16 protein-coding genes and 1 pseudogene are annotated in these 21,977 nt (G+C 63.2%); 7 read left to right on the forward strand and 10 right to left on the reverse strand.

What is annotated here, in order from left to right:
• Position 1: 1 nt before the first annotated feature.
• The 3 genes from NLY44_RS09275 to NLY44_RS09285 all read right to left on the reverse strand — a co-directional run bounded on the left by NLY44_RS09275 (position 2) and on the right by NLY44_RS09285 (position 1,487).
• Positions 2-589 (reverse strand): hemerythrin domain-containing protein, encoded by a 588-nt coding sequence (locus NLY44_RS09275; protein WP_023667553.1) that lies wholly within the window; start codon positions 587-589, stop codon positions 2-4.
• Positions 590-632: 43 nt separating this feature from the next.
• Entirely contained in the window at positions 633-992 is a 360-nt protein-coding gene (locus tag NLY44_RS09280; protein ID WP_023667554.1) for a diacylglycerol kinase, read from the reverse strand.
• A 75-nt stretch (positions 993-1,067) separates the two neighbouring features.
• The gene (locus NLY44_RS09285) at positions 1,068-1,487 is read right to left on the reverse strand and encodes a GFA family protein (protein ID WP_023725736.1); all 420 of its coding nucleotides are present in this window, start codon (positions 1,485-1,487) and stop codon (positions 1,068-1,070) included.
• A 338-nt stretch (positions 1,488-1,825) separates the two neighbouring features.
• Between NLY44_RS09285 and NLY44_RS09290 the strand changes: the two genes are divergently transcribed.
• The 3 genes from NLY44_RS09290 to NLY44_RS09300 all read left to right on the forward strand — a co-directional run bounded on the left by NLY44_RS09290 (position 1,826) and on the right by NLY44_RS09300 (position 4,130).
• Positions 1,826-2,896: a GGDEF domain-containing protein gene (locus tag NLY44_RS09290; protein WP_023681555.1), complete on the forward strand. Its 1,071-nt coding sequence runs from the start codon at positions 1,826-1,828 to the stop codon at positions 2,894-2,896.
• A 105-nt stretch (positions 2,897-3,001) separates the two neighbouring features.
• Positions 3,002-3,400 (forward strand): MbcA/ParS/Xre antitoxin family protein, encoded by a 399-nt coding sequence (locus NLY44_RS09295; RefSeq protein ID WP_023701176.1) that lies wholly within the window; start codon positions 3,002-3,004, stop codon positions 3,398-3,400.
• Positions 3,360-4,130, forward strand: a complete 771-nt coding sequence (locus NLY44_RS09300; RefSeq protein WP_023734445.1) for an RES family NAD+ phosphorylase — start codon at positions 3,360-3,362, stop codon at positions 4,128-4,130. Before NLY44_RS09295 ends, NLY44_RS09300 begins: the two co-directional genes overlap by 41 nt.
• Positions 4,131-4,188: 58 nt before the next feature.
• Here the strand turns inward: NLY44_RS09300 and NLY44_RS09305 are convergent, their stop codons facing one another.
• The gene (locus NLY44_RS09305; RefSeq protein ID WP_023734446.1) at positions 4,189-5,562 is read right to left on the reverse strand and encodes a class II 3-deoxy-7-phosphoheptulonate synthase; all 1,374 of its coding nucleotides are present in this window, start codon (positions 5,560-5,562) and stop codon (positions 4,189-4,191) included.
• Between the two features lie 270 nt (positions 5,563-5,832).
• On the opposite strand from NLY44_RS09305, the gene NLY44_RS09310 reads away from it, so the two are divergent.
• A complete protein-coding gene (locus tag NLY44_RS09310; protein ID WP_198028971.1) occupies positions 5,833-6,441 on the forward strand; it encodes a hypothetical protein in 609 nt (202 codons plus the stop codon).
• On the opposite strand, the gene mfd is transcribed toward NLY44_RS09310, so the two are convergent.
• Together mfd and NLY44_RS09320 are read right to left on the reverse strand one after the other, a co-directional pair.
• Entirely contained in the window at positions 6,438-9,929 is a 3,492-nt protein-coding gene (gene mfd, locus NLY44_RS09315) for a transcription-repair coupling factor (RefSeq protein WP_023805298.1), read from the reverse strand. The genes NLY44_RS09310 and mfd overlap by 4 nt on opposite strands.
• A gap of 10 nt (positions 9,930-9,939) precedes the next feature.
• Positions 9,940-10,227, reverse strand: coding sequence for an FAD assembly factor SdhE (locus NLY44_RS09320; RefSeq protein ID WP_023805299.1), 288 nt, complete (start codon positions 10,225-10,227; stop codon positions 9,940-9,942).
• A 314-nt stretch (positions 10,228-10,541) separates the two neighbouring features.
• On the opposite strand from NLY44_RS09320, the gene recG reads away from it, so the two are divergent.
• The gene (recG, locus tag NLY44_RS09325; protein WP_023805300.1) at positions 10,542-12,650 is read left to right on the forward strand and encodes an ATP-dependent DNA helicase RecG; all 2,109 of its coding nucleotides are present in this window, start codon (positions 10,542-10,544) and stop codon (positions 12,648-12,650) included.
• Here recG and NLY44_RS09330 read toward each other — a convergent pair.
• From NLY44_RS09330 to NLY44_RS09345, 4 genes and pseudogenes are all read right to left on the reverse strand, one after another.
• A complete protein-coding gene (locus NLY44_RS09330) occupies positions 12,602-13,372 on the reverse strand; it encodes a DUF502 domain-containing protein (RefSeq protein ID WP_031193123.1) in 771 nt (256 codons plus the stop codon). The genes recG and NLY44_RS09330 overlap by 49 nt on opposite strands.
• Positions 13,373-13,464: 92 nt before the next feature.
• Positions 13,465-15,287: pseudogene (glmS, locus tag NLY44_RS09335) on the reverse strand (glutamine--fructose-6-phosphate transaminase (isomerizing)).
• A 194-nt stretch (positions 15,288-15,481) separates the two neighbouring features.
• Entirely contained in the window at positions 15,482-16,855 is a 1,374-nt protein-coding gene (glmU, locus tag NLY44_RS09340; protein ID WP_023805301.1) for a bifunctional UDP-N-acetylglucosamine diphosphorylase/glucosamine-1-phosphate N-acetyltransferase GlmU, read from the reverse strand.
• A 792-nt stretch (positions 16,856-17,647) separates the two neighbouring features.
• The gene (locus NLY44_RS09345) at positions 17,648-18,397 is read right to left on the reverse strand and encodes a cytochrome c biogenesis CcdA family protein (protein WP_023688319.1); all 750 of its coding nucleotides are present in this window, start codon (positions 18,395-18,397) and stop codon (positions 17,648-17,650) included.
• 218 nt (positions 18,398-18,615) lie between these two features.
• Here NLY44_RS09345 and NLY44_RS09350 point away from each other — a divergent pair, with 218 nt between their 5' ends.
• Together NLY44_RS09350 and topA are read left to right on the forward strand one after the other, a co-directional pair.
• Positions 18,616-18,993: a COG4315 family predicted lipoprotein gene (locus NLY44_RS09350; protein WP_023688318.1), complete on the forward strand. Its 378-nt coding sequence runs from the start codon at positions 18,616-18,618 to the stop codon at positions 18,991-18,993.
• Between the two features lie 316 nt (positions 18,994-19,309).
• On the forward strand, positions 19,310-21,973 hold the full coding sequence (topA, locus tag NLY44_RS09355) for a type I DNA topoisomerase (RefSeq protein ID WP_023805302.1): 2,664 nt from the start codon (positions 19,310-19,312) through the stop codon (positions 21,971-21,973).
• Positions 21,974-21,977 lie beyond the last annotated feature (4 nt).

The following is a 21,977-nucleotide window of genomic DNA, read 5'->3' on the forward strand; positions in this document are numbered from 1 at the left end:
TTCAGTCGTCGTCCTCGACCAGAGCCCGGTCGCCGCGATCGAGGATCAGCGGGATGATGAGATCTTCCTCGTCGGCCAGATGCCGCTTCAGCATGGCGATCAGCCGGCTGTTCTCGTCCGCATAGGCGTCGGCGGCGAAGCGTTGCCTGTCCTCGCTCTCCTCGAGCGTGCGGATGAAGGCGTTCGCCGTCTCGGCGTTGCGCTCCAACCCCTCATGAATGGTGTGATGGTCGGCATCGAGGATTTCGAAGCCGCGCTTCAGGCGCGGCTCCGCCTTGGCGAAAGCCGGGAAATATTGGTAGTCCTCGACATTGTGGTGGCCGTCGAGATTGCCGAGAAAGTGGTTCAGCCGCGGCGCGAACCAGCGCGCGAAATCCGGCGCCGTCAGCCTGCCTTCGCGATAGTCGCCAATGCCGTTGGTGAGCATGCCGCCCAGCTCTCGGAACATGTCGTGCCGCTGCAGCCACATGTTTGCCATGCCGTGGATGTTGGCGTGGCCCTGCCATGTCTCGCGCGGATATTTTTCCGCCAGCCAGCGCAGGTCTTCCGGCAGGCCGGCTCTTTCAAGCAGCAGAAAATTGGCTTCCACGACGTCAGTCTCCTTTGGTGACTAACATATGGGAGCGTTCAGATCAGATCGGTAGTCCCGTGATGCGCTCGATGAGGGCGATTCCCCAGACGCCGGCGACGATAACAACCGAAATCAGCACCGCCAGCGAGCCGCAGTCCTTGGCGAGCTGGATGTCGACGTTGAACTCGCGACTGAAGGCATCGCAGGCTGCCTCGATGCCGGTGTTCAGCACTTCGACCATGATGAGCAGCAGCACCGCGCCGATCAACAGCGCGTAGCCGCGCCACGAGACCGAGACGAACCAGCCGAGCGGCAGCGCCAGCACCAGCAGCATCAGTTCCTGCTGAAATGCCCTTTCGCTGGCGGCGAGCTTGCGAAAGGCTCGCACAGAATTGAAGTAAGCACCGATCAGCCGCTGCATGCCGCATCCCCTTCGAATCACCGGCAGGGGATATCGCAATGGCTGGATCAAGGGAATAAGGCAGCCGCCGCAAAATCACTCCTCCGCAACCTTGATCGTCGGCGTCGACTTCTCGAACTGCGGCAGTCCATCGTCGATCGTATAGTAATCGCCCTTGTCGCCGACAAAGATGTGGCATTGGCCTTCGAGCCCGGTCGGGTTGTCGAACGATCCGGCCAGAACTGAGACATACGCATTCTGACCCGGCTTCCAGAACAGCACCGAGCCGCAGATCTTGCAAAAGCCGCGCTTCGCAAAGGAAGACGATTCGTACCAGCTGATGTTGTCGGCGCCGGTTATCGTGATGTCGCCGTCGGCGACGTTGGTCGCGGCGTAAAAATGCCCGCTCTGCTTGCGGCACTGCGAACAGTGGCAATAAATGACGCCGCGCAACGGCCCTCGCGTCTGGAAACGCACGGCTCCACACAGGCAAGATCCGCTGTGGTTGTTGCTCATCCCTACCTCCACCAGCCATCGTCCACGGCTTCGCCGCTGGCCGAGAGGATTTCAGTTTTGCCGCAGCCGGGCACCGGCAAATGCGACATGGGGTGGGCGTGTTCGGACCTGACCTCAGGATCTTTGCAAACCATTTCTGCAGCCTGCGGTAGAACGGACGCGTTACCTGGCGGCACATTAAGGAAACTTTAGCGCCGGCGCATCTATGGTCGTTGCCAAGCGAATGTCGCGATTGGGGACGTGTCTTTCGCAGGATGATCCGAAATACGGCTGGCACTCTCCGGTCGGCGGCATCTCGCACGGTCTGCGATGGTTCCCAGAGGCAGAGTGAACAGAACATGCAGCCGGCAGCCGTCCAGACCGACCGAAACAGCGACATTGCAACAGCCGTTGTGGCGACCATGCGTCAGCTCGGCGTGCTTGGCCTGCCGCGCAATTACGAAATCTTCTACGAAGCACTGAAAGGCACCAATCGCGAACTCGGCCTGGCCGTCGTCGCGCTGGGCAACCAGCCGACGCAGGACGATCTCGACCGCATCGGCCGCGCTTTCTTTGCCCAGCATCACGGTCCCGGCATTGTCGAGCAGGCGCGCGACGTGCTGGCCAGGGAACTCGAGGACATCGCCTTGCTGCTGCGCAGCGAACGTAGCCATATCGAGAAATACGGCAAGATCCTCGATGAGACATCGAGTGGCCTCGCCAACCGCAGCCTGCTTTCGCAGGATCTGCTGCAGAAGGTCGCCAGCGCCATGGCGGCGGCCACCAACTCGACCCTCGACCACGGCAAGCAGGTTGCAACCACGCTGAGCGACAAGACGGCGGAACTGGAGAGCGTCAAGTCGAAGCTTGAGGAGTACAAGCGGCTCGCCGACACCGACCCCTTGACGCATATCTGGAACCGCCGCGCCTTCGACAAGCAAATCACGGCGATTTACACCTCCAACAAGGGGATCCTGTTCAACGCCCTGATCCTTGCCGACATCGACCATTTCAAGGGTGTCAACGATCGCTACGGCCACCCGGTCGGCGACAAGATCATCCAGATCGTCGCTGAAATCTTCCAGACCAGCATCCGTGAAGACATGTTCGTTGCCCGCACCGGCGGCGAGGAATTCGCGCTGATCGTCGAGGGCGCCAGCGAGGATACCACTTACGAGATCGCCGAACGCATCCGCGTGCTGATCGAACAGACGCCGTTCACCAGCAGCCAGACCGGCGCCAATTACGGCACGGTGACCGTTTCCATGGGCATCTGCATGGCTTCCGAAGCGGAAAGCCCGGAGGATCTTTACACCAAGGCGGACCGGGCGCTCTACCGCTCCAAGGTTGGCGGGCGCAACCGCGTCACCCGGCACTCGACAATGGCCGGCCGCACCGGCAAGAACTGGCTGCTCTACAAGAAAGACTGACGCTTCGGCGTGCAGCCAATTCCCGGGCACAGGCAAATTTATCGGATCCCGCCTCTTTCCATATGAATTTCCGTGGACTATATTTTCCATGGAAAGAGAGAGGCCATGTCTGTTACACCACCCAATGCTGCCGCCCCTGATCTGACCGCGAAGGCGGCCGAAAACGCGGTTCTGACCAAGGCCACGCTGCGCGCCGCCGAACTCTTGGATATAACCGCCAGGGTGCTTGCGTCGATCATCGGCGTCTCGGAAGCCACGGTTTCACGCATGCGCAGGCAGGAATTCCTGCTGGAGCGCGGCACCAAGCCGTTCGAACTCGCGGTGCTGTTCGTGCGGCTGTTCCGTTCGCTCGATGCCATTGTCGGCGGTGACGAGACGATAGCCCGGGCATGGCTGAAGAACGCCAACACGGCTTTCGATGGCAGCCCGCTTGAAAAGATCCTCACTATTACCGGGCTTGTCGATGTCATTGCCTATCTGGACTCCCGACGCGCTCTCGTCTGAAGCCGTCCGGCTCGACGGCAAATACTGGCGCATGGTCGAGGCGCAGCACCGCGTCTCGACGCTGAAGATCGTCGACACGCTGGACGAACAGGCGCTGCTCGAGGATCTGATCGAGGAGACCAAGCCGCAAATCCCCATGGAATGCCGGCATCTCCACTATCTCCTGGCGACGCCCTTCCGCTACGGCTCGATCTATCCCTACGGCTCGCGCTTCCGCCGCGCTGGCCGCACCCTGGGTGTCTACTATGCCGCGGAGACGATCATGACGGCGGTCGCCGAAATGGCCTTCTACCGCTTGTTGTTCTTCGCCGATTCGCCCGACACGCCATGGCCGCACGACGCCGCCGAATACACCGCCTTCGCCGCCGCGATCCGTACCGACAAGGCCATCGACCTGACGCGGCCGCCGCTCGACCGCGACCGGGCCCATTGGACGCATCCGACCGACTATGCCGCCAGCCAGGCGATTGCCGATGTCGCGCGTGAGGCTGGGCTGGAGGCGATCCGTTACCGTTCGGCGCGCGACCCGAAGGGCGTCAATGTGGCGCTGCTGACATGCCGCGGCTTTACCAAGGCCAAGCCGCTGGAGCCGCACACATGGCGCATCCGGCTGGGCTCCCTCGGCGTCCAGGCGATCTGCGAATTTCCGGAAAGGCGCATCGAGTTTTCCAGAACCGCCTTTGCCAACGATCCCCGGCTCAACGGATTGCGCTGGGAACGCGGGCGTTGATCAAAACGAAAAAGCGCCGGATCTCTCCGGCGCTTTCCACTTCAATCTGAAAACGGGTTCAGCCGTTGGCCGCCTGCTTGTGCTGCACGGGATGGCTCTTCTTCAACAGGTCGGAGACGAGGAAAGCCAATTCGATCGCCTGGTCGGCGTTAAGGCGTGGGTCGCAATGGGTGTGGTAGCGGTCCTGCAATTCCTCTGCGGTGATGGCGCGGGCGCCGCCGGTGCATTCGGTAACATTCTTGCCGGTCATCTCGACATGGATGCCGCCGGGGTGCGTGCCCTCAGCGCGATGCACCTCGAAGAAGGTCTGCACTTCCTTGAGGATGCGGTCGAACGGCCGCGTCTTGTAGCCGGCGGCCTCGATCGTGTTGCCGTGCATCGGATCGGACGACCACACGACGCTGCGGCCTTCCTTCTGCACCGCGCGCACCAGCTTCGGCAGATGGTCGGCGACCTTGTCGGAGCCGAAGCGGGCAATCAGCGTCAGCCGGCCCGGCTCGTTCTCCGGATTGAGCAGGTCGATCAGCTCCAGCAAACCATCCGGCGTCAGCGACGGACCGCATTTGAGGCCGAGCGGGTTCTTGATGCCACGGCAATATTCGACATGGGCATGGTCGGGCTGGCGGGTTCGGTCGCCGATCCAGATCATGTGGCCGGAGGTTGCATACCAGTCGCCCGACGTCGAATCGACGCGGGTCAGCGCCTCTTCATAGCCCAGCAACAGCGCTTCGTGGCTGGTGTAGAAATCGGTCTCGCGCAAGGCGTAGTTGGTTTCCGAGGTGATGCCGACGGCCTTCATGAAGTCCATCGTCTCGGTGATGCGGTTGGCGAGCTTGCCGTATTTCTCGCCCTGCGGGCTGTCGGAGACGAAACCCAGCATCCAGCTATGCACGTTCTCCAGGCTGGCATAGCCGCCCTGGGCGAAGGCGCGCAACAGGTTGAGCGTCGCCGCCGACTGGCGGTAAGCCATCTCCTGGCGGGCCGGGTCGGGAATACGCGACTTCGGGTCGAACTCGATGCCGTTGATGATGTCGCCGCGATAGCTCGGCAGCGTCACCTCGCCCTTGGTCTCATTGTCGGACGAGCGCGGCTTGGCGAACTGACCAGCAACGCGGCCGACCTTCACCACCGGCTGCGCGCCGGCGAAAGTCAGCACCACCGACATCTGCAGGAAGACGCGGAAGAAGTCGCGGATGTTGTCCGCGCCATGCTCGGCGAAACTCTCGGCGCAATCGCCGCCCTGCAGAAGGAATGCGTCGCCGGCAGCGACGGCCGCAAGCTGCTTCTTCAGCTTGCGCGCCTCACCGGCAAAAACCAGCGGCGGAAAGGTGGCGAGCTGGGCTTCCGTGCTCTTCAGGGCGGCAAGGTCCGGATAGGCAGGAACCTGCTTGATCGGCTTCGCTCTCCAAGAATTCGGCGACCATTTCGTCATCGCTGCACCCAAACGCTCTTTCCAGCAGGCTTTTGCCCGCCATTCCGCCCCATATGGGGATGGCGGCTCCATACACGAAGCCGATTTCCTATTCTAGACCGGAATTCAAGCGCTGGCGAATGATGGGGAGCGCCATGCCGCGACCCACTTTGGCTTCTTATCTTCGCGACGGCTGTGCAATATCGCTTGGTGCCAGAATCGATCCTCACCGATCTAGTCGCGCCGGTCATCGTCCGCCGCGCAACAATTCTCCATGGAGTCCCTATGTCCGTGTCCGCCTACTTTGACCGCGTGCGCCGCGAGCAAGGCCTGTTTACGATCGAAGAGGTGGTTGGCCTGTCCGAGCGCGGCAACGTGATCTACGACCCCTACTCCACGCTGATTTCCGCAGGCGCCGTCATCGGGCGAGGCAACGTCTTCTTCCCCGGCGCCTACCTGTTCTGCACCGACGGTGGCGCGCTGGAGATCGGCGACGCCAACATTTTCCACGCCAACACACTGTTCGAAGCAGCCACAGGCATCATCCGCGTCGGCTCACGCAACCAGTTCGGTGAAGGTGGTTTTACTGCAAAGGCCAACAGGCCGGGAGCCTCGATCGTGATCGGCGATCAAGGCCGCTATCTCAACGGCGCGGCGGTCTTCGGCGAAACGGTGCTGGGTTCAGGCAGCCAGCTTCTCGGTGCAATCACGGTCGACAGTTGCCGGCTGGAACCGGGCGGCAGTTTTCGTGAGCCCGACCCCGACCGACGGGCCGGATTGCTGAAAGGCGCCGGCGCCGCGCGCGGCTTCACCGTGCCTGCCGGGCACGTCATCGTCGGCGCCGGCACGTTCTCGGCATCCGACCTGCAGTTGCAGTCGAATTTCCATCCGAAAGTCTAGGTGGCCACCAGCCGCGCCAACTGCGTCATGACGACAGCCGAGCCCGCCAGACGCTTCTCGGCTGTCGGCCAGTCGCGGATGAAGACCACGCTGTGGTCGGCCCTGATCTTGGCCAGCGAGCCCTGTTCGCCGATGTACTTGACCAGCCCGACCGGGTTGGAAAACTCGCGCTTGCGGAAATGGATGACGACGCCCTTGGGGCCGGCATCGAGTTTTTCGACATTGGCCCTGCGGCAGAGTGCCTTGATGAAGACGATCTTGAGCAGATGCTTCACTTCCTCCGGCAGCGGGCCGAAGCGGTCGATCAGCTCGGCGCCGAAAGCATCGATCTCCTCGGTGTTTTCGAGATCGCCAAGGCGGCGGTAGAGCGCCAGCCTGAGCTGAAGGTCCGGCACGTAGCTTTCCGGGATCATGACAGCCGTGCCGACAGCGATCTGCGGCGACCAGCCGCCGTCCTGGACCTCGCCGGAGTCCTTCACCTCGGCCACCGCCTCTTCCAGCATCTGCTGGTAGAGCTCGAAGCCGACCTCCTTGATGTGTCCGGATTGTTCTTCGCCGAGTAGATTGCCGGCGCCCCTGATGTCGAGGTCGTGGCTGGCGAGCTGGAACCCGGCGCCAAGCGTGTCCAGCGACTGCAGCACCTTCAGCCGGCGCTCGGCCGTGTCGGTGAGCTTGCGGTTGGCCGGCAGCGTGAACAACGCATATGCCCGCACCTTGGAACGGCCGACGCGGCCGCGCAGCTGGTAGAGCTGCGACAGGCCGAACATATCGGCGCGATGGATGATCAGCGTGTTGGCGGTCGGAATGTCGAGCCCGGATTCGACGATGGTGGTCGACAACAGCACGTCGTACTGGCCGTCATAGAAGGCGTTCATGATGTCGTCGAGTTCGCCCGGCGGCATCTGGCCATGGGCCACCGCCACCTTCAGCTCGGGGACGGATTCGCGCAGGAAATCATGGATTTCGGCGAGATCGCTGATGCGCGGAACGACATAGAAGGAATGGCCGCCGCGATAGCGTTCGCGCAGCAGCGTCTCGCGTATGACCAGCGGGTCGAAAGGCGAGATGAAGGTGCGCACCGCCATGCGGTCGATCGGCGGCGTGGCGATCAGCGACAGTTCGCGCACGCCGGTCAAGGCAAGCTGCAGCGTGCGCGGGATCGGCGTCGCCGACAGCGTCAGCACGTGGACGTCGGTTTTGAGGTCCTTCAGCCGTTCCTTGTGCTTGACGCCAAAATGCTGCTCCTCGTCGATGATCAGCAGGCCGAGATTCTTGAACGAGATCGCCGACCCGAGCAGTGCATGGGTGCCGATGACGATGTCGACCTGCCCCTCGGCGATGCCTTTCTTGGTTTCCGCCAGTTCCTTGGCGCCGACCAGCCGCGAGGCCTGGCTGACGCGGATCGGCAGGCCGGAGAAGCGCTGCGAAAAGGTCTTGAAATGCTGGCGCGACAACAGCGTCGTCGGCACCACGACCGCGACCTGGAACCCTTCCATCGCCGCGATGAAGGCGGCGCGCAACGCCACTTCGGTCTTGCCGAAGCCGACATCGCCGCAGATCAGCCGGTCCATCGGCTTGCCGGCGCCGAGGTCGTCCACGACGGCCTCGATCGCGCCCTGCTGGTCGTCGGTCTCCTCATAGGGAAAGCGGGCCGAGAACTCGCCGTAAAGCCCTTCCGCCGGCACCATGGGCGGCGCGGTACGCATCTGGCGCTCGGCGGCAATGCGGATCAACTGTCCGGCCATGTCGAGCAGGCGCTTCTTCAGCCGCGCCTTGCGCGACTGCCAGGCGCCGCCGCCGAGCTTGTCCAGCGTCGCCTCGGCTGTGTCAGAGCCGTAGCGCGACAGAAGCTCGATGTTTTCCACCGGCAGGAACAGCCGGTCGTCGCCGGCATAGTGGATTTCCAGGCAATCATGCGGCGCGCCGACCGCCTCGATGGTGCGCAGGCCGATGAAACGGCCAATGCCGTGATCGGCATGGACGACGATGTCGCCCGCCGACAACGACGACGCCTCGGCGATGAAATCCGACGCGCGCTTCTTGCGCTTCGAGCGCCGGATCAGCCGGTCGCCCAGAATATCCTGTTCGGCGACGACGACCAGTTGTTCGGTCTCGAAGCCGGATTCCAGCGGCAGCACGGCGAGTGCCGCCTGCCCCGGCTCGAGCTTTTCCGCCTCGGCCAGCGTCGCCACCGGCACGAGATTGCCGAGATGGTGCTCGGCCAGGATCTGGCCAAGCCGGTCGAGCGAGCCTTCGGTCCAGCCGGCGACGATGACCCGCCGGCGCGCCGCGCGCTCGTCGGCGATGTGTTTTACGACGACATCGAAGACGTTGATGTTTGGGTCAGCCCGTTCCTCGGCAAAGCTGCGGCCATGGCGCGAGCCGCCATGGAAGACCTTCTTGGCCCCGACATCGGGCGCGTCGAAGGCGGTGAAGTCGATGGCTTCGCGCGGTCCGAGCGACGCTACGAGGTTTTCCGGTGAGAGATAGAGCAGGTCCGGCGCCACCGGCTTGTAGGGCACGGCGTCCTTCAAGGCGGCGTCGGCCTGTTTGCGGCGCGCTTCGTAGTGGTCGAGGATCAGCGTGTGACGCTCAGCCAGCGCTTCGTGCGCCAGATGGTCGAAGATGACAGGCGCATCCGGCAGATAATCAAACACTGTCTCCAGCCGCTCGTAGAACAGCGGCAGCCAGTGCTCCATGCCGGCAAAGCGCCGCCCTTCGCTCACCGCCGCATAAAGGCCGTCGTCGCGCTGCGGCGCGCCAAAGGCTTCGATATAGGAGCGGCGGAAGCGGCTGATGGTTTCGGGGGTCAGCGCCACTTCACTCATCGCCTGCAGCGCCATCGACTTGCGCTGGCCGGTGGTGCGCTGCGTGGCGGCGTCGAAGACGCGGATCGATTCCAGCGTGTCGCCGAAGAAATCGAGCCGCAGTGCTTCCGTCCAGCCGGGTGCGTAGAGGTCGAGGATGCCGCCGCGCACGGCGAATTCGCCGATACCGCGCACCGTCGGCACTCGCTCGAAGCCGGAAATCTCCAGCCGGGACACCAGCGCGTTCATGTCGATCTGGTTGCCGGGCTTTGCGTGGAAAGTCTGCGCTTCGACCAGATCGGCCGGCGGAATGCGCTGCAGCAGCGCATTGGCAGTGGTCAGGATGACCGCGCGATGCGGCTTTTTTGCCAGCGCGATCATCGCCGTCAGGGCATCGAGCCGCTTGGCGGCGGCATCGGAGCCTGGCGAAACGCGGTCATAGGGCAGGCAATCCCAGGCCGGCAACTCCAGCACCGGCAGGCCGGGGGCGGCAAAGGTCAGCGCCTCGATGATCGACGGCAGGCGCTGGCCGTCGCGCGCCACGAACAGCACCGGTTTGTCAGGCGCAATCTCATGGATCGCCTGCACCAGCGCAAAGGCTTCGTAGCCATCGGCAACGCCGTCGACGATGAACTGGCCGGCACGGCCTTTCGGCAGACCGATTTTGGGAATGAGGCTCATGGTTGCACGTTTAAAATGTCATGGTCCGGCGCGATGCCAGGATCTTTTGCAGGACGGCACAGTCGATATTCCTGGGAACCGGGCGTTCGCCGGTGACCATGGGCAGGAATTCGGCGTCGGGAATGTCGAGCAGCCTTTCATATTGGTCGATTTCATCGCCGGTCAAGGCGCCGATCTCGTTGTCGGCAAACGTACCGAGGATAAGGTCCATCTCGCGCATCCCGCGATGCCAGGAGCGGAACAACAGCTTGCGGCGCCTGATATCCAGCCCCTCGCTTGATCGTTTCGTCCCGGTCATCGTGCCGCATCCTTGCTTGGTGCGGCGCATATAGCGTGGATAGAGGGCGGTGTCAGCCTTGCAACGCACGGGTGGGCGGCTAAACATCCCGGGTGTGAAGAACACTCCTGACAACGCTGGTGCCGGACACCGCCCGCACTTCACCCTCCCCCTTGTGGGGAGGGTCGGCGAGCACGCTTCGCAAAGCGAAGCGAGTGAGACGGGGTGGGGGTGCGGCGCTGACCTACCGACTTCCTCGAAAGTTAGACGCGCACCTACCCCCACCCCGCTCCGCTTCGCGGATCGACCCTCCCCACAGGGGGGAGGGTAAAGGCATGCGCCCCTCCCTCCTCGACCCTCTCTTCGTCCCCATCACTTCGCTTGCCGGCGTCGGCCCCAAGGTTGGCGCTCTGATCGAGAAGGTGGTGGCGGCCGATCTCGGCGAACGGCCGGCGCGCGCCGGCGACCTGTTGTTCGTTCTGCCGCACACCGTCATAGACCGCCGCAATCGTCCCGGCATCGCGCTTGCGCCGGCCGGCTCCATCGTCACGCTCGACGTGCGCATCGACCGCCACCAGCCGCCGCCGCGCGGCAACCGGTCGGTGCCTTACCGCGTCTATGCCCATGACGACACCGGCGAGATCGGGCTGACCTTCTTCCACGCCCATGCCGCCTATCTCGAAAAGGCGATGCCGGTGGGCGAGCATGTCGTCGTCTCCGGCCGGATGGAATGGTTCAACGGCCGCCCGACCATGGTCCACCCCGACCATATCGCTTTGGCAGGTGACACTGAGAGCCTGCCGCTCGTCGAACCGGTCTATCCGCTCACTGCGGGCCTGTCCGGAAAAGTGCTGCGCCGCGCCATCGGCCAGGCGCTCGGCCGGCTGCCGGAATTGCCGGAGTGGCAGGACGCTGCCTTCATGCGCAAGCAGACCTTTCCGGCCTTTGCCGACGCGCTCGCCCGCGTCCACTATCCCGCGGACCCGATCGATGTCGCCATCGAGGGGGTGGCATGGCGCCGCCTTGCCTATGACGAGCTTCTCGCCGGCCAGGTGTCGCTGGCATTGGTGCGGGCAAAAGTGCGCCGGCTGTCGGGCCGGCCGCTCATCGGCGACGGTCGCATCGTCGAGAAACTGCGCGCAGCCCTGCCCTATTCATTGACCGGCAGCCAGGAATTCGCGCTTGCCGAAATCAATGCCGATCTGGCCGACCCCGAGCGCATGCTGCGCCTGCTGCAAGGCGATGTCGGCTCCGGCAAGACGGTGGTGGCACTGCTGGCCATGGGGCGCGCAGTCGAGGCCGGTGGCCAGGCGGCATTGATGGCGCCGACCGAGATCCTGGCGCGCCAGCATCTGGCGACGATCACGCCTTTGGCCGAACAGGCCGGCCTGCGCGTCGCCATCCTCACCGGCCGCGAAAAGGGCCGCGAGCGCGCCGATACGCTGGCGGGCCTGGCCAGCGGCGACATCGACATCGTCGTCGGCACCCATGCGCTGTTCCAGGAAACGGTGACCTATCACGACCTCGTCTTTGCCGTGGTCGACGAGCAACACCGCTTCGGCGTCCACCAGCGGCTTGCCATCACCGCCAAGGGCGACGCCCCCGACATGCTGGTGATGACGGCGACGCCGATCCCGCGCACTCTGGTGCTGACCGCCTTCGGCGACATGGACGTCTCCAAGCTGACGGAAAAGCCGGTTGGCCGCCAGCCGATCCGCACCGTCACGCTGCCGCTGGAACGGCTGGACGAGCTGGTCGGGCGCATGCTTGATGCCGTTGCCGACGGCCAGAAGATCTACTGGATCTGCCCGCTGGTCGAGGAATCCGAAGAGATCAAGCTGATGTCGGCCGAGGACCGTTTTGCCTCGCTGCAGCCCTTGTTCGGCGATCGCATCGGCCTCATCCATGGCCGCATGAGGGGCGCCGAAAAGGACGAGGCGATGCGCGCCTTCAAGGCCGGCGAAACCCGCATCCTGATCGCCACCACCGTCATCGAGGTCGGCGTCGACGTGCCGGACGCCACGATCATGGTCATCGAGCATGCCGAGCGTTTTGGCCTGGCGCAACTGCACCAGCTGCGCGGCCGCGTCGGGCGCGGCGACAAGCCTTCTTCCTGCGTGCTGCTTTACAAGGACCCGCTCGGCGAGACGGCAAAGCGCCGGCTGTCGGTGATGCGCGAGACCGAGGACGGTTTCCTGATCGCCGAAGAGGATCTGAAGCTGCGCGGCGAAGGCGAATTGCTCGGCACCCGCCAGTCCGGCACGCCGGGCTTCCAGGTGGCGCGCATCGAGGTGCACGCCGACTTGCTCGAAGCAGCCCGCGACGATGCAAGGCTGATCCTGTCGCGCGACCCGGAACTACAGTCTGAGCGCGGCGAGGCGCTGCGCCTGCTGCTCTATTTGTTCGGCCGCGACGAGGCCGTACGGCTCTTGCGCGCCGGCTGAGCGCCCTCGGCGATCAGCCCGCCAAGCGGCGGGTTGGCGAGATCTCCGTCGATCGGCTGGCCGTTCATAGTCACCATTTTCGGCTTGACTTCGGGCGCCACCAGCCCGGCCGAGACGATCAGCCTGGCGCCGTCCTCGATCGTCATGTCGAGCAGCACGATGTCGGATTTCGGCACGTACATCAGGAAACCGGTGGTAGGGTTCGGCGTGCACGGCATGAACACGGCGATCATCGGGTCGCCTGCATGGTCGAGCTTCTGGTTGATCTCGGTTTCCTTCTCGCTGGCGACGAAGACCAGCGACCAGACGCCTTTTCGCGGATATTCGACCAGCCCGACCTGGCGGAACATATCGCCCTTGTTCGACAGCACCGTCTGGAAAATCTGCTTCAGCGAACCGTAGATGCCGCGCACCAGCGGCATACGGCCAAGCAGCCGTTCGCCGAAATTGACGATCGCGCGGCCGACGATGTTGGCGGTCATGAAGCCGATCAGCGTGATCAGCACGAGCGCCACGATCAGGCCGAAGCCGGGCACCGGAAACGGCAAATAGGTGTCGGGGCTGTAGCGCGCCGGAATGTACGGCTTCACCCAGGAATCGACCCAGCCGACGAACGACCAGGCGATATAGGCGGTGATCGCCAGCGGCGCGCAGACGATAAAGCCTGTGAGGAAATAGTTCCTCAGCCGGGTCATGCCGGAAGTTCTGGGAGCATCGGACATGGTTCACCGGGGACGCGGGTTGCAGGGCCACACTAGTGAAGCGAACGGCGCTTTGGAACCGCGAAGTTTTTAAGACCGCCGATGAGCGCCGACTACTCCACGGTCACCGATTTCGCTAGATTGCGCGGCTGGTCGACGTCTGTCCCCATAAAGACGGCGGCGTAGTAGGCCAGCATCTGGATCGGCAGCGCATAGATAATCGGCGAGATGATTTCCGGCACGTCGGGCAGGATGATCGTCTCCATCGTCTTGACGCTGACCTGCGCCGCGCCCTTGGCGTCGGTGATCAGGATGATCTTGCCGCCGCGCGCCGCCACCTCCTGCATGTTCGACACAGTCTTTTCGAAGATGCGGTCATGCGGCGCGATGACGATGACCGGCATGTTCTCGTCGATCAGCGCGATCGGCCCATGCTTCAGCTCGCCCGCGGCGTAGCCCTCGGCGTGGATGTAGGAGATTTCCTTGAGTTTCAGTGCGCCTTCCATGGCCAGCGGGAAATTGGTGTCGCGGCCGAGATAGAGCACGTCCTTGTAGCGCGAGATTTCGCGCGCGATGCGCTCGATCTGCTCCTCGAGCTTGAGCACCTGGTTGGCGTAGCGAGGCGCCTCCGAAAGAGCGCGTACCAGCGTCTTTTCCTCGTCCTTCGAGATCGTGCCGCGGGCCACGCCGGCGCGCACCGCCAGCGAGGCCAGCACCGAAAGCTGGCAGGTGAAAGCCTTGGTCGAGGCTACACCGATCTCCGGACCGGCCAAGGTCGGCAGCACGACATCGGATTCGCGCGCCATGGTCGATTCGCGCACATTGACGATGGCGCCGATCTTCATGCCCGCCTTGCGGCAATAGCGCAGCGAGGCCAGCGTGTCGGCGGTTTCGCCGGACTGCGAGATGAAGAAGGCGGCATCATCCGCCGATAACGGCATTTCGCGGTAGCGGAATTCCGAGGCGACATCGATGTCGACCGGCAGCCGCGCATAGCGCTCGAACCAGTATTTGCTGATCAGGCCGGCTAGATAGGCGGTGCCGCAGGCCGAGATCGCCAGCCGGCCGATCTTGGCAAAGTCGAACGGCAGTTCCAGCGGCTTCGACACGCCAGAGACGAAATCGACATAGTGCGCCAGCGTATGCGAGATCACTTCGGGCTGTTCATGGATTTCTTTTTCCATGAAATGGCGGCGGTTGCCCTTGTCGACCATGAAGCTGGTCGACAGTGATTGCTGGCGCTTGCGGGCAACCTCTTTGCCGTCGATGTCGAAGATGGTGACGCCATCGCGGCGCACCACCGCCCAGTCGCCGTCTTCGAGGTAGGTGATGGAATTGGTGAACGGCGCCAGCGCGATGGCGTCGGAGCCCAGAAACATCTCGCCATCGCCATGGCCGACGGCCAGAGGCGGACCATTGCGGGCGCCGACGATGAGGTCCTCGTCGCCGGTGAACATGATGGCCAGCGCAAAGGCGCCTTCCAGCCGCTTCAGCGCCTGGTGCGCGGCCTCGATCGGCTTCAGCCCTTGGCCAGTTCGCGCGCCACCAGATGCGCTACGACCTCGGTGTCGGTCTGCGACGAGAAGGAATAGCCGTCGCGGATCAGCTCATCGCGCAACTCGGCGAAATTCTCGATGATGCCGTTGTGAACGATGGCGACGCCGTTGGAAAAATGCGGATGGGCGTTGGTCTCGTTGGGCACGCCATGGGTCGCCCATCGCGTGTGGCCGATGCCGATGGTGCCGTCGAGCGGTTCTTCCTTCAGCCGGCGTTCGAGGTTGATGAGCTTGCCTTCGGCGCGGCGGCGGCCGAGCGCACCTTTCTCGACGGTGGCGACTCCGGCGGAGTCATAGCCACGATATTCAAGCCGCTTCAAAGCATCGACAATGAGCGGCGCGACTTGGCTCTGGCCGACAATTCCGACGATACCGCACATGCGCCTGCCCCCGATTCACCTGGAAAACCAGTCCCGATGGAAAACCAGCGTTATCTAGGGATTGCCGGCCCGCCGCGAAAGTCACTTTGCATTTCGTCTGGTGTAACGGAACGCTTCTCAACCCGATGCACCATGACACACCGCTCTTGCAATCCGGTTACCGCAATTCCTCGGTTGTTCAATTGCTTCGGCGGTTAATGGTCGGTGCCGGCCTTTTTCTTCGCCGCAGCGGCCGAGGCAAAGCGCTCGCGCAATTCCTTGCCTTTCCCGGGAATGGTCTTCTGGCGGGCGCGGCCGAAGGCCAGCGCATCGTCCGGCACGCTTTCGGTTATGACGCTACCCGAGGCGATGTAGCCGCCCTTGCCGATCGTAACCGGCGCCACCAGCGACGAGTTCGAACCGATGAAGGCGCCCTCGCCGATGTCGGTGAAAAACTTCGAGTAGCCGTCATAGTTGCAGGTAATGGTGCCGGCGCCGATATTGGCCCCCGCGCCGACGCGGGCATCGCCGATATAAGTCAGATGATTGACCTTGGCGCCTTCCTCGATGACCGCCTGCTTGACCTCGCAGAAATTGCCGACCTTGGCTTTCTCGCGGAGATCGGCGCCTGGCCTGAGCCGTGCGAACGGACCGACGTCGCAATTGGCAGCGACGGTCGCGCCTTCGATATGGCTGAAGGCGTGGATCTTGGCGCCGCCGGCGATTTTCACGCCCGGGCCGAACCAGACATTGGGCTCGACGATCGTGTCGGCGCCGATTTCGGTGTCGTGCGAGAAATACACCGTCTCCGGCGCGATCAGCGTTACGCCTGACAGCATGGCCTCGTAGCGCCGGCGCACCTGCCAGATGCCTTCCGCCTGCGCCAGCTCGGCCCGGTTGTTGATGCCTAGCGCACTCTCGAAGCTGGTTTCGGTGGCAACGACATCGAGCCCTTTCGCACTGGCGATCTCGACGATGTCGGTGAGATAGAACTCGCCCTTGGCGTTCTTGTTGCCGACCTTGTCGAGCAGTTCGAGCGCATGCTTGCCCGCCACCGCCATCATGCCGGCATTACAGAAGCCGATCTTCTTTTCCTCGGCGGAGCAGTCCTTCTCCTCGCGGATGGCGGTGAGCTTGCCGCCCTTTTCGATCAGCCGGCCATAGCCGGCCGGGCTGGGCGGGCGGAAGCCGATCACCACAACAGCCGCGCCATCGGCAAGCTTTTGCCGCGCGGCCACCAGGGCTTCAGCATCGATCAGCGGCGTGTCGCCGAACATCACGAGAATGTCGTCATAACCCGTTGATATTGCACCGCGTGCGGCCAGCACCGCATGCGCGGTGCCGAGCCGCTTCTCCTGCACGAACGTCTCGGCCTTGGGCGCGAACTTCGCCGCTGCCTTGCGCATATCCTCGGCGCCATGGCCGATCACCAGCGCCTGGCTGCGGGCGCCGGCGGCCTCTGCCGCCCTCACCACATGGGCGACCATCGGCAGTCCGGCGATCTGGTGCAGCACCTTCGGCGTCGCGCTCTTCATGCGCGTGCCTTCACCGGCGGCGAGGATAACGGACAGGCAGGATCTGGTTTGCATGTTGGGAGTTTCCGAGGACCGAGATTCGTTGCAGTCTTAGCACCGGAGGCATCGCGGTCCAATGCGGCTGAATTTCGGTAGAAACCTAACAAAGACCCTTGGCGGTCGTCAGGTAAGTATGGTCATCCGCAGGAGACAGAAAGTGCTTTGGGGATGAATACCCAGATTTCGTTCCCGCGAGCTGTCAGTTGGGCCTTTCGGTCCGATTTCGACAAACAGCGGCGATTTGAGTTGGAGAATTCGCCTGCTTTTGACGAGATTGTAGAGCGAATATGCAAGGAAGCCGCTTCAAGAAAGATAGATGCGCCTGTAAGGCCCGGGAACCGAGCCGAATTATTCGGGTGTCATCGCGCTGGGTTTTGTTTGCGGGTTAAGCCAACGACCTTTGACATTTTCTTTAATAGCCCCACGGGTTTGCGAGCTCAGTATCTAGTTCATCCTGATCTTGGACAGGCGGCAAACTGCGTGTTGATCGCGGCTCTCAGATTGCAGTTGCTTGATGCCTATAAGAATGAATCGCTACCGATTGCGCATAAAAATTGGTCAATCGACAACTCCATCGACGCAACATCGGCAAGGATATGGCGATACGAGTTGGTCTCTACCGCACCCAAACACGATCTTAACATCCCAGGGTGGGACGGACATGGATCGTCCGCCCCAATGGGAGAATGCTTAGTTGTAAATGGTGCGTGGATCGACTCGGATGGCCAGGAGGTAGTCATTCCGGAGAAGATCGGACGGCGATTTGAAGTGCACAGAAGCGGATATTCCTAGGGTCAAGCCCAGCACCTACCCCAGCCGGCCCAGCACCGGAAAATTCTCCAGCAGCCAGTAGGACACCGTCTGCACGCCGCCGGTGAGAAAGAACACCCCGGCGACGACCAGCAGCGCGCCGATCGCCTTTTCGACGCGACCGAGATGGACGCGGAACCTGCCGAGGAAGCGCATGAAGGCGCCGGAGAACAGGGCAGCGATCAGGAACGGAATGCCGAGGCCAAGCGAATAGGCGGCGAGCAGCAGCGCCCCCTCGCCCACCGTCTCGCGGCCGCCGGCCAAGGTCAGGATCGGCCCCAGCACCGGGCCGATGCACGGCGTCCAGCCAAAGGCGAAGGCCAGCCCCATGACATAGGCGGCGACCATGCTGGCGGGCTTGCCCTGCGACTGGAAGCGCGCCTCGCGCGACAAAAGTGGTATGCGCAGGATGCCGAGGAAATTCAGCCCCATCAGGATGATCAGCACCCCGGCAGCCATCGCCAGCGGCTCCTGCCACACGCGCAGCCAATGGCCGATGGTCGAGGCGCCGGCGCCGAGCGCCACGAATACCGTGGAGAAACCGAGTACGAAGGCGAGCGAGGAATAGATGAGCGCGCCGCGGGCGCCGGCCTTGGCCGCGACGCCGGCACCGCCACCGCGAAAGTCGTCGACCGACACGCCGGCCATGTAGCAGAGATAGGGCGGCACCAGCGGCAGCACGCAAGGCGACAGGAACGAGATCGCCCCCGCTCCGACCGCGCTGACATAGCCGATGTCCAATGGCATTCCAGAACTCCAGATTCCTTGGCGCCGATATAGCGACGCAAAATCGTGTTCGCCAATCACCATCGTGTGGAATTTGGCTACAGATACGATCCGGCCGGACGAATTGTTGTCGGCCAATCCCAAGTTGACCAAGCCGGGGAAGAAATGTCCCTCGCCGAACGTTCACAGAGCGAAGCCGCGATTTCTGCGCGCTTCGTCGGATCACCAGGGAGATTTCCATGAAAACGATCACCGTCGGCCTGGCCGCCCTTCTGCTCAGCACCGCCGCATCCTTCGCCGCCGAAGCGTGGAAGGAAGCGGAAGTCGCTGGCACCAAGATCTACACCGATGCCAACGGCATGACGCTCTATACCTATGACAAGGACGAGAAGGGCAAGACCAACTGCTATGACAAATGCGCCACCAACTGGCCGCCGCTGAAGGCCGAGGATGGCGCCAAGGCGGACGACGAATGGACCATCGTCGAACGCACCGACGGCACCAAGATGTGGGCCTATGACGGCAAGCCGGTCTACACCTTCATCAAGGACAAGAAGGCCGGTGACGTCACCGGCGACGGCGTCGGCGAGGTCTGGCACATCGTCAAGGCCGACTGATCGTCCGAACCTCTATCCCGCGCGCCGTCGGCGGGACTCGGCTGGCCGCCGGCTCCAAGCGACCCGGCGGCCAGTTCGGCATTTACGGGCAGCGCGACGCGGTCGCGGCGCCTTTCCCGGGGGCTCGGCACACGAACCGTCCCAGACAAAAATTTTGTGATCTTCTCCATACACTCTAAGAGTGTATTGCGGCACACGCCTCCGCATTTTGGCCGCTTGCCCTTGACCGATCGCAAAAGCGCGGCCATGTGAGCGACCAATTGAATGCGTCACGCAGCGGAATTCTTCTGCCGCCCCACAGCTGATATGAGACCTCATGGACGTCGTCGTCGTCGAATCGCCGGCCAAGGCAAAGACAATCAACAAGTATCTCGGCAAGAACTTCAAGGTTCTGGCCTCGTTCGGCCATGTCCGCGATCTGCCGGCCAAGGATGGTTCGGTGCGTCCCGACGAGGATTTCGCCATGTCCTGGGCGGTCGACACCGCTTCCGGAAAGCGTCTCACCGACATCGCCAACGCGGTCAAGGATGCCGATGGCCTGATCCTCGCCACCGATCCGGATCGCGAGGGCGAAGCCATTTCCTGGCACGTGCTGGAGGTGCTCAAGCAGAAGCGCGTGTTGAAGGACAAGCCGGTCAGCCGCGTCGTCTTCAATGCCATAACCAAGTCGTCGGTGCTGGAAGCGATGGCCAATCCGCGCCAGATCGATGCACCATTGGTCGATGCCTATCTGGCTCGCCGCGCACTCGATTATCTCGTCGGCTTCACGCTGTCGCCGGTGCTGTGGCGCAAATTGCCGGGCGCCCGTTCGGCCGGCCGCGTCCAGTCGGTGGCGCTGCGCCTGGTCTGCGACCGCGAATCTGAGATCGAGCGCTTCATCCGCGAGGAATACTGGCAGATCGCTGCCCTCCTCGGCACGCCACGTAACGACAGCTTCGAGGCGCGGCTGACCGCCTTCGAGCGCAAGAAGCTGCAGAAGCTCGACATCGCCAGCAAGGCGCAGGCCGACGATATCAAGGGCATGCTCGAAGGCGCGACCTTCAAGGCTCTGTCGGTGGAAGCCAAGCCGACGCGGCGCAATCCTGGCCCGCCCTTCACCACTTCGACGCTGCAGCAGGCGGCATCGTCGGGCCTCGGCTTTTCGGCGACGCGCACCATGCAAGTGGCGCAGCGCCTCTATGAAGGCATGGAGATCGGCGGCGAGACCACCGGCCTGATCACCTATATGCGAACCGACGGCGTGCAGATGGCGCCGGAGGCGATCGACGCCGCCCGCGACACCATCGCCAAGGAATTCGGCCCAAAATACCTCCCGGAAAAGCCGCGCCAGTACACAGCCAAGGCTAAGAATGCCCAGGAAGCGCACGAGGCGGTCCGCCCGACCGATTTCATGCGCACGCCGGCTTCGGTCAGGCAGTATCTCGATTCCGACCAGCTGCGGCTTTACGAATTGATCTGGAAGCGCGCCATCGCCAGCCAGATGCAGTCGGCCGAGATCGAGCGCACCACGGTCGAAATCGAGGCGGTCAATGGCGCCCGCACGGCGGAGCTTCGCGCCGTCGGTTCGGTCGTTCGCTTCGACGGCTTCATCGCCGCCTACACCGACCAGAAGGACGAGGACGCCGAAGACGAGGAAAACCGTCGCCTGCCCGAGATCCGTGCCGGCGAGCAGCTGGCCCGTCAGGCGATCAATGCCACCCAGCACACCACCGAGCCGCCGCCGCGCTATTCCGAGGCGTCGCTGATCAAGAAGCTGGAAGAGCTCGGCATCGGCCGTCCGTCGACCTACACCGCGATCCTGAAGACGTTGGAAGACCGTGACTACGTCAGCATCGACAAGCGCCGGCTGGTGCCGCAGGCCAAGGGCCGGCTGCTGTCGGCTTTCCTCGAAAGCTTCTTCGAGCGTTATGTCGAATATGACTTCACGGCCTCACTCGAGGAAAAGCTTGACGAGATTTCCGACGGCAAGCTCGCCTGGAAGGACGTGCTGCGCGACTTCTGGAAAGACTTTTCCGGCGCGGTCGCCGACATCAAGGAACTGCGCGTCACCGACGTGCTCGATGCGCTGAACGAGGAACTGGCGCCGCTGGTGTTCCCCGCGCGGGAGGATGGCTCGAATCCCCGCATCTGCCCGAAATGCGGCTCCGGCAATCTGTCGCTGAAACTCGGCAAGTTCGGCGCCTTCGTCGGCTGCTCCAACTATCCGGAATGTTCCTTTACCCGCCAGCTCGGCGACGCCGCCAACCCGAATGGCGAGAATGGCGGCGGCGAGGACGGCACCAAGGTCCTCGGCAACGATCCCTACACGGCAGAGGAAATCACGCTGCGCTCAGGCCGCTTCGGTCCTTATATCCAGCGCGGCGACGGCAAGGAAGCCAAGCGCTCCAGCCTGCCCAAGGGCTGGACGCCCGACTCGATCGACCATGAAAAGGCCTTGGCGCTGCTGTCGCTGCCGCGCGATATCGGCAAGCATCCTGAATCCGGCAAGATGATCTCCGCCGGGCTTGGCCGCTATGGTCCATTCGTTTTGCATGATGGCACCTATGCCAATGTCGACAGCATAGAGGATGTGTTCTCGATCGGCCTCAACCGCGCTGTCACCGTGATCGCCGAGAAGCAGCTGAAGGGCAAGGGCGGCCGCAATGGCGGCACCGCGGCGGCGCTGAAGGAACTCGGCGACCATCCCGATGGCGGCGGCAAGATCGTCGTGCGCGATGGCAAATACGGGCCCTATGTCAACTACGGCAAGGTCAACGCGACACTGCCCAAGGGCAAGGATCCGCAGTCGGTGACCGTCGAGGATGCGGTGGCGCTGATTGCCGAGAAGGAAGCCAAGGGCGGCGGCAAGAAGCCGTTCCGCAAGGCGGCAGCCGCCAAGGCCCCCACAGCCAAGAAAACCACTGCCAAAACAACCACTGGCAAGAAAACCACAGCCAAGAAGTCGGCGACCAAGAAGCCGGCGGCGAAGAAAAAGGGATAGCAGA

The organism is Mesorhizobium sp. C089B, from assembly GCF_030323125.1.
Lineage (GTDB): Bacteria > Pseudomonadota > Alphaproteobacteria > Rhizobiales > Rhizobiaceae > Mesorhizobium.

Coding starts and splice junctions, on each gene's coding strand:
- NLY44_RS09285 (WP_023725736.1), bottom strand. CDS start 1,487: ATGAGCAACAACCACAGCGGATCTTGCCTGTGTGGAGCCGTGCGTTTC.
- NLY44_RS09290 (WP_023681555.1), top strand. CDS start 1,826: ATGCAGCCGGCAGCCGTCCAGACCGACCGAAACAGCGACATTGCAACA.
- NLY44_RS09345 (WP_023688319.1), bottom strand. CDS start 18,397: ATGCCATTGGACATCGGCTATGTCAGCGCGGTCGGAGCGGGGGCGATC.
- recG (WP_023805300.1), top strand. CDS start 10,542: ATGCGCCCCTCCCTCCTCGACCCTCTCTTCGTCCCCATCACTTCGCTT.
- NLY44_RS09305 (WP_023734446.1), bottom strand. CDS start 5,562: ATGACGAAATGGTCGCCGAATTCTTGGAGAGCGAAGCCGATCAAGCAG.
- NLY44_RS09320 (WP_023805299.1), bottom strand. CDS start 10,227: ATGACCGGGACGAAACGATCAAGCGAGGGGCTGGATATCAGGCGCCGC.
- NLY44_RS09280 (WP_023667554.1), bottom strand. CDS start 992: ATGCAGCGGCTGATCGGTGCTTACTTCAATTCTGTGCGAGCCTTTCGC.
- NLY44_RS09300 (WP_023734445.1), top strand. CDS start 3,360: ATGTCATTGCCTATCTGGACTCCCGACGCGCTCTCGTCTGAAGCCGTC.
- glmU (WP_023805301.1), bottom strand. CDS start 16,855: ATGCAAACCAGATCCTGCCTGTCCGTTATCCTCGCCGCCGGTGAAGGC.
- NLY44_RS09350 (WP_023688318.1), top strand. CDS start 18,616: ATGAAAACGATCACCGTCGGCCTGGCCGCCCTTCTGCTCAGCACCGCC.
- mfd (WP_023805298.1), bottom strand. CDS start 9,929: ATGAGCCTCATTCCCAAAATCGGTCTGCCGAAAGGCCGTGCCGGCCAG.
- NLY44_RS09330 (WP_031193123.1), bottom strand. CDS start 13,372: ATGTCCGATGCTCCCAGAACTTCCGGCATGACCCGGCTGAGGAACTAT.
- NLY44_RS09295 (WP_023701176.1), top strand. CDS start 3,002: ATGTCTGTTACACCACCCAATGCTGCCGCCCCTGATCTGACCGCGAAG.
- topA (WP_023805302.1), top strand. CDS start 19,310: ATGGACGTCGTCGTCGTCGAATCGCCGGCCAAGGCAAAGACAATCAAC.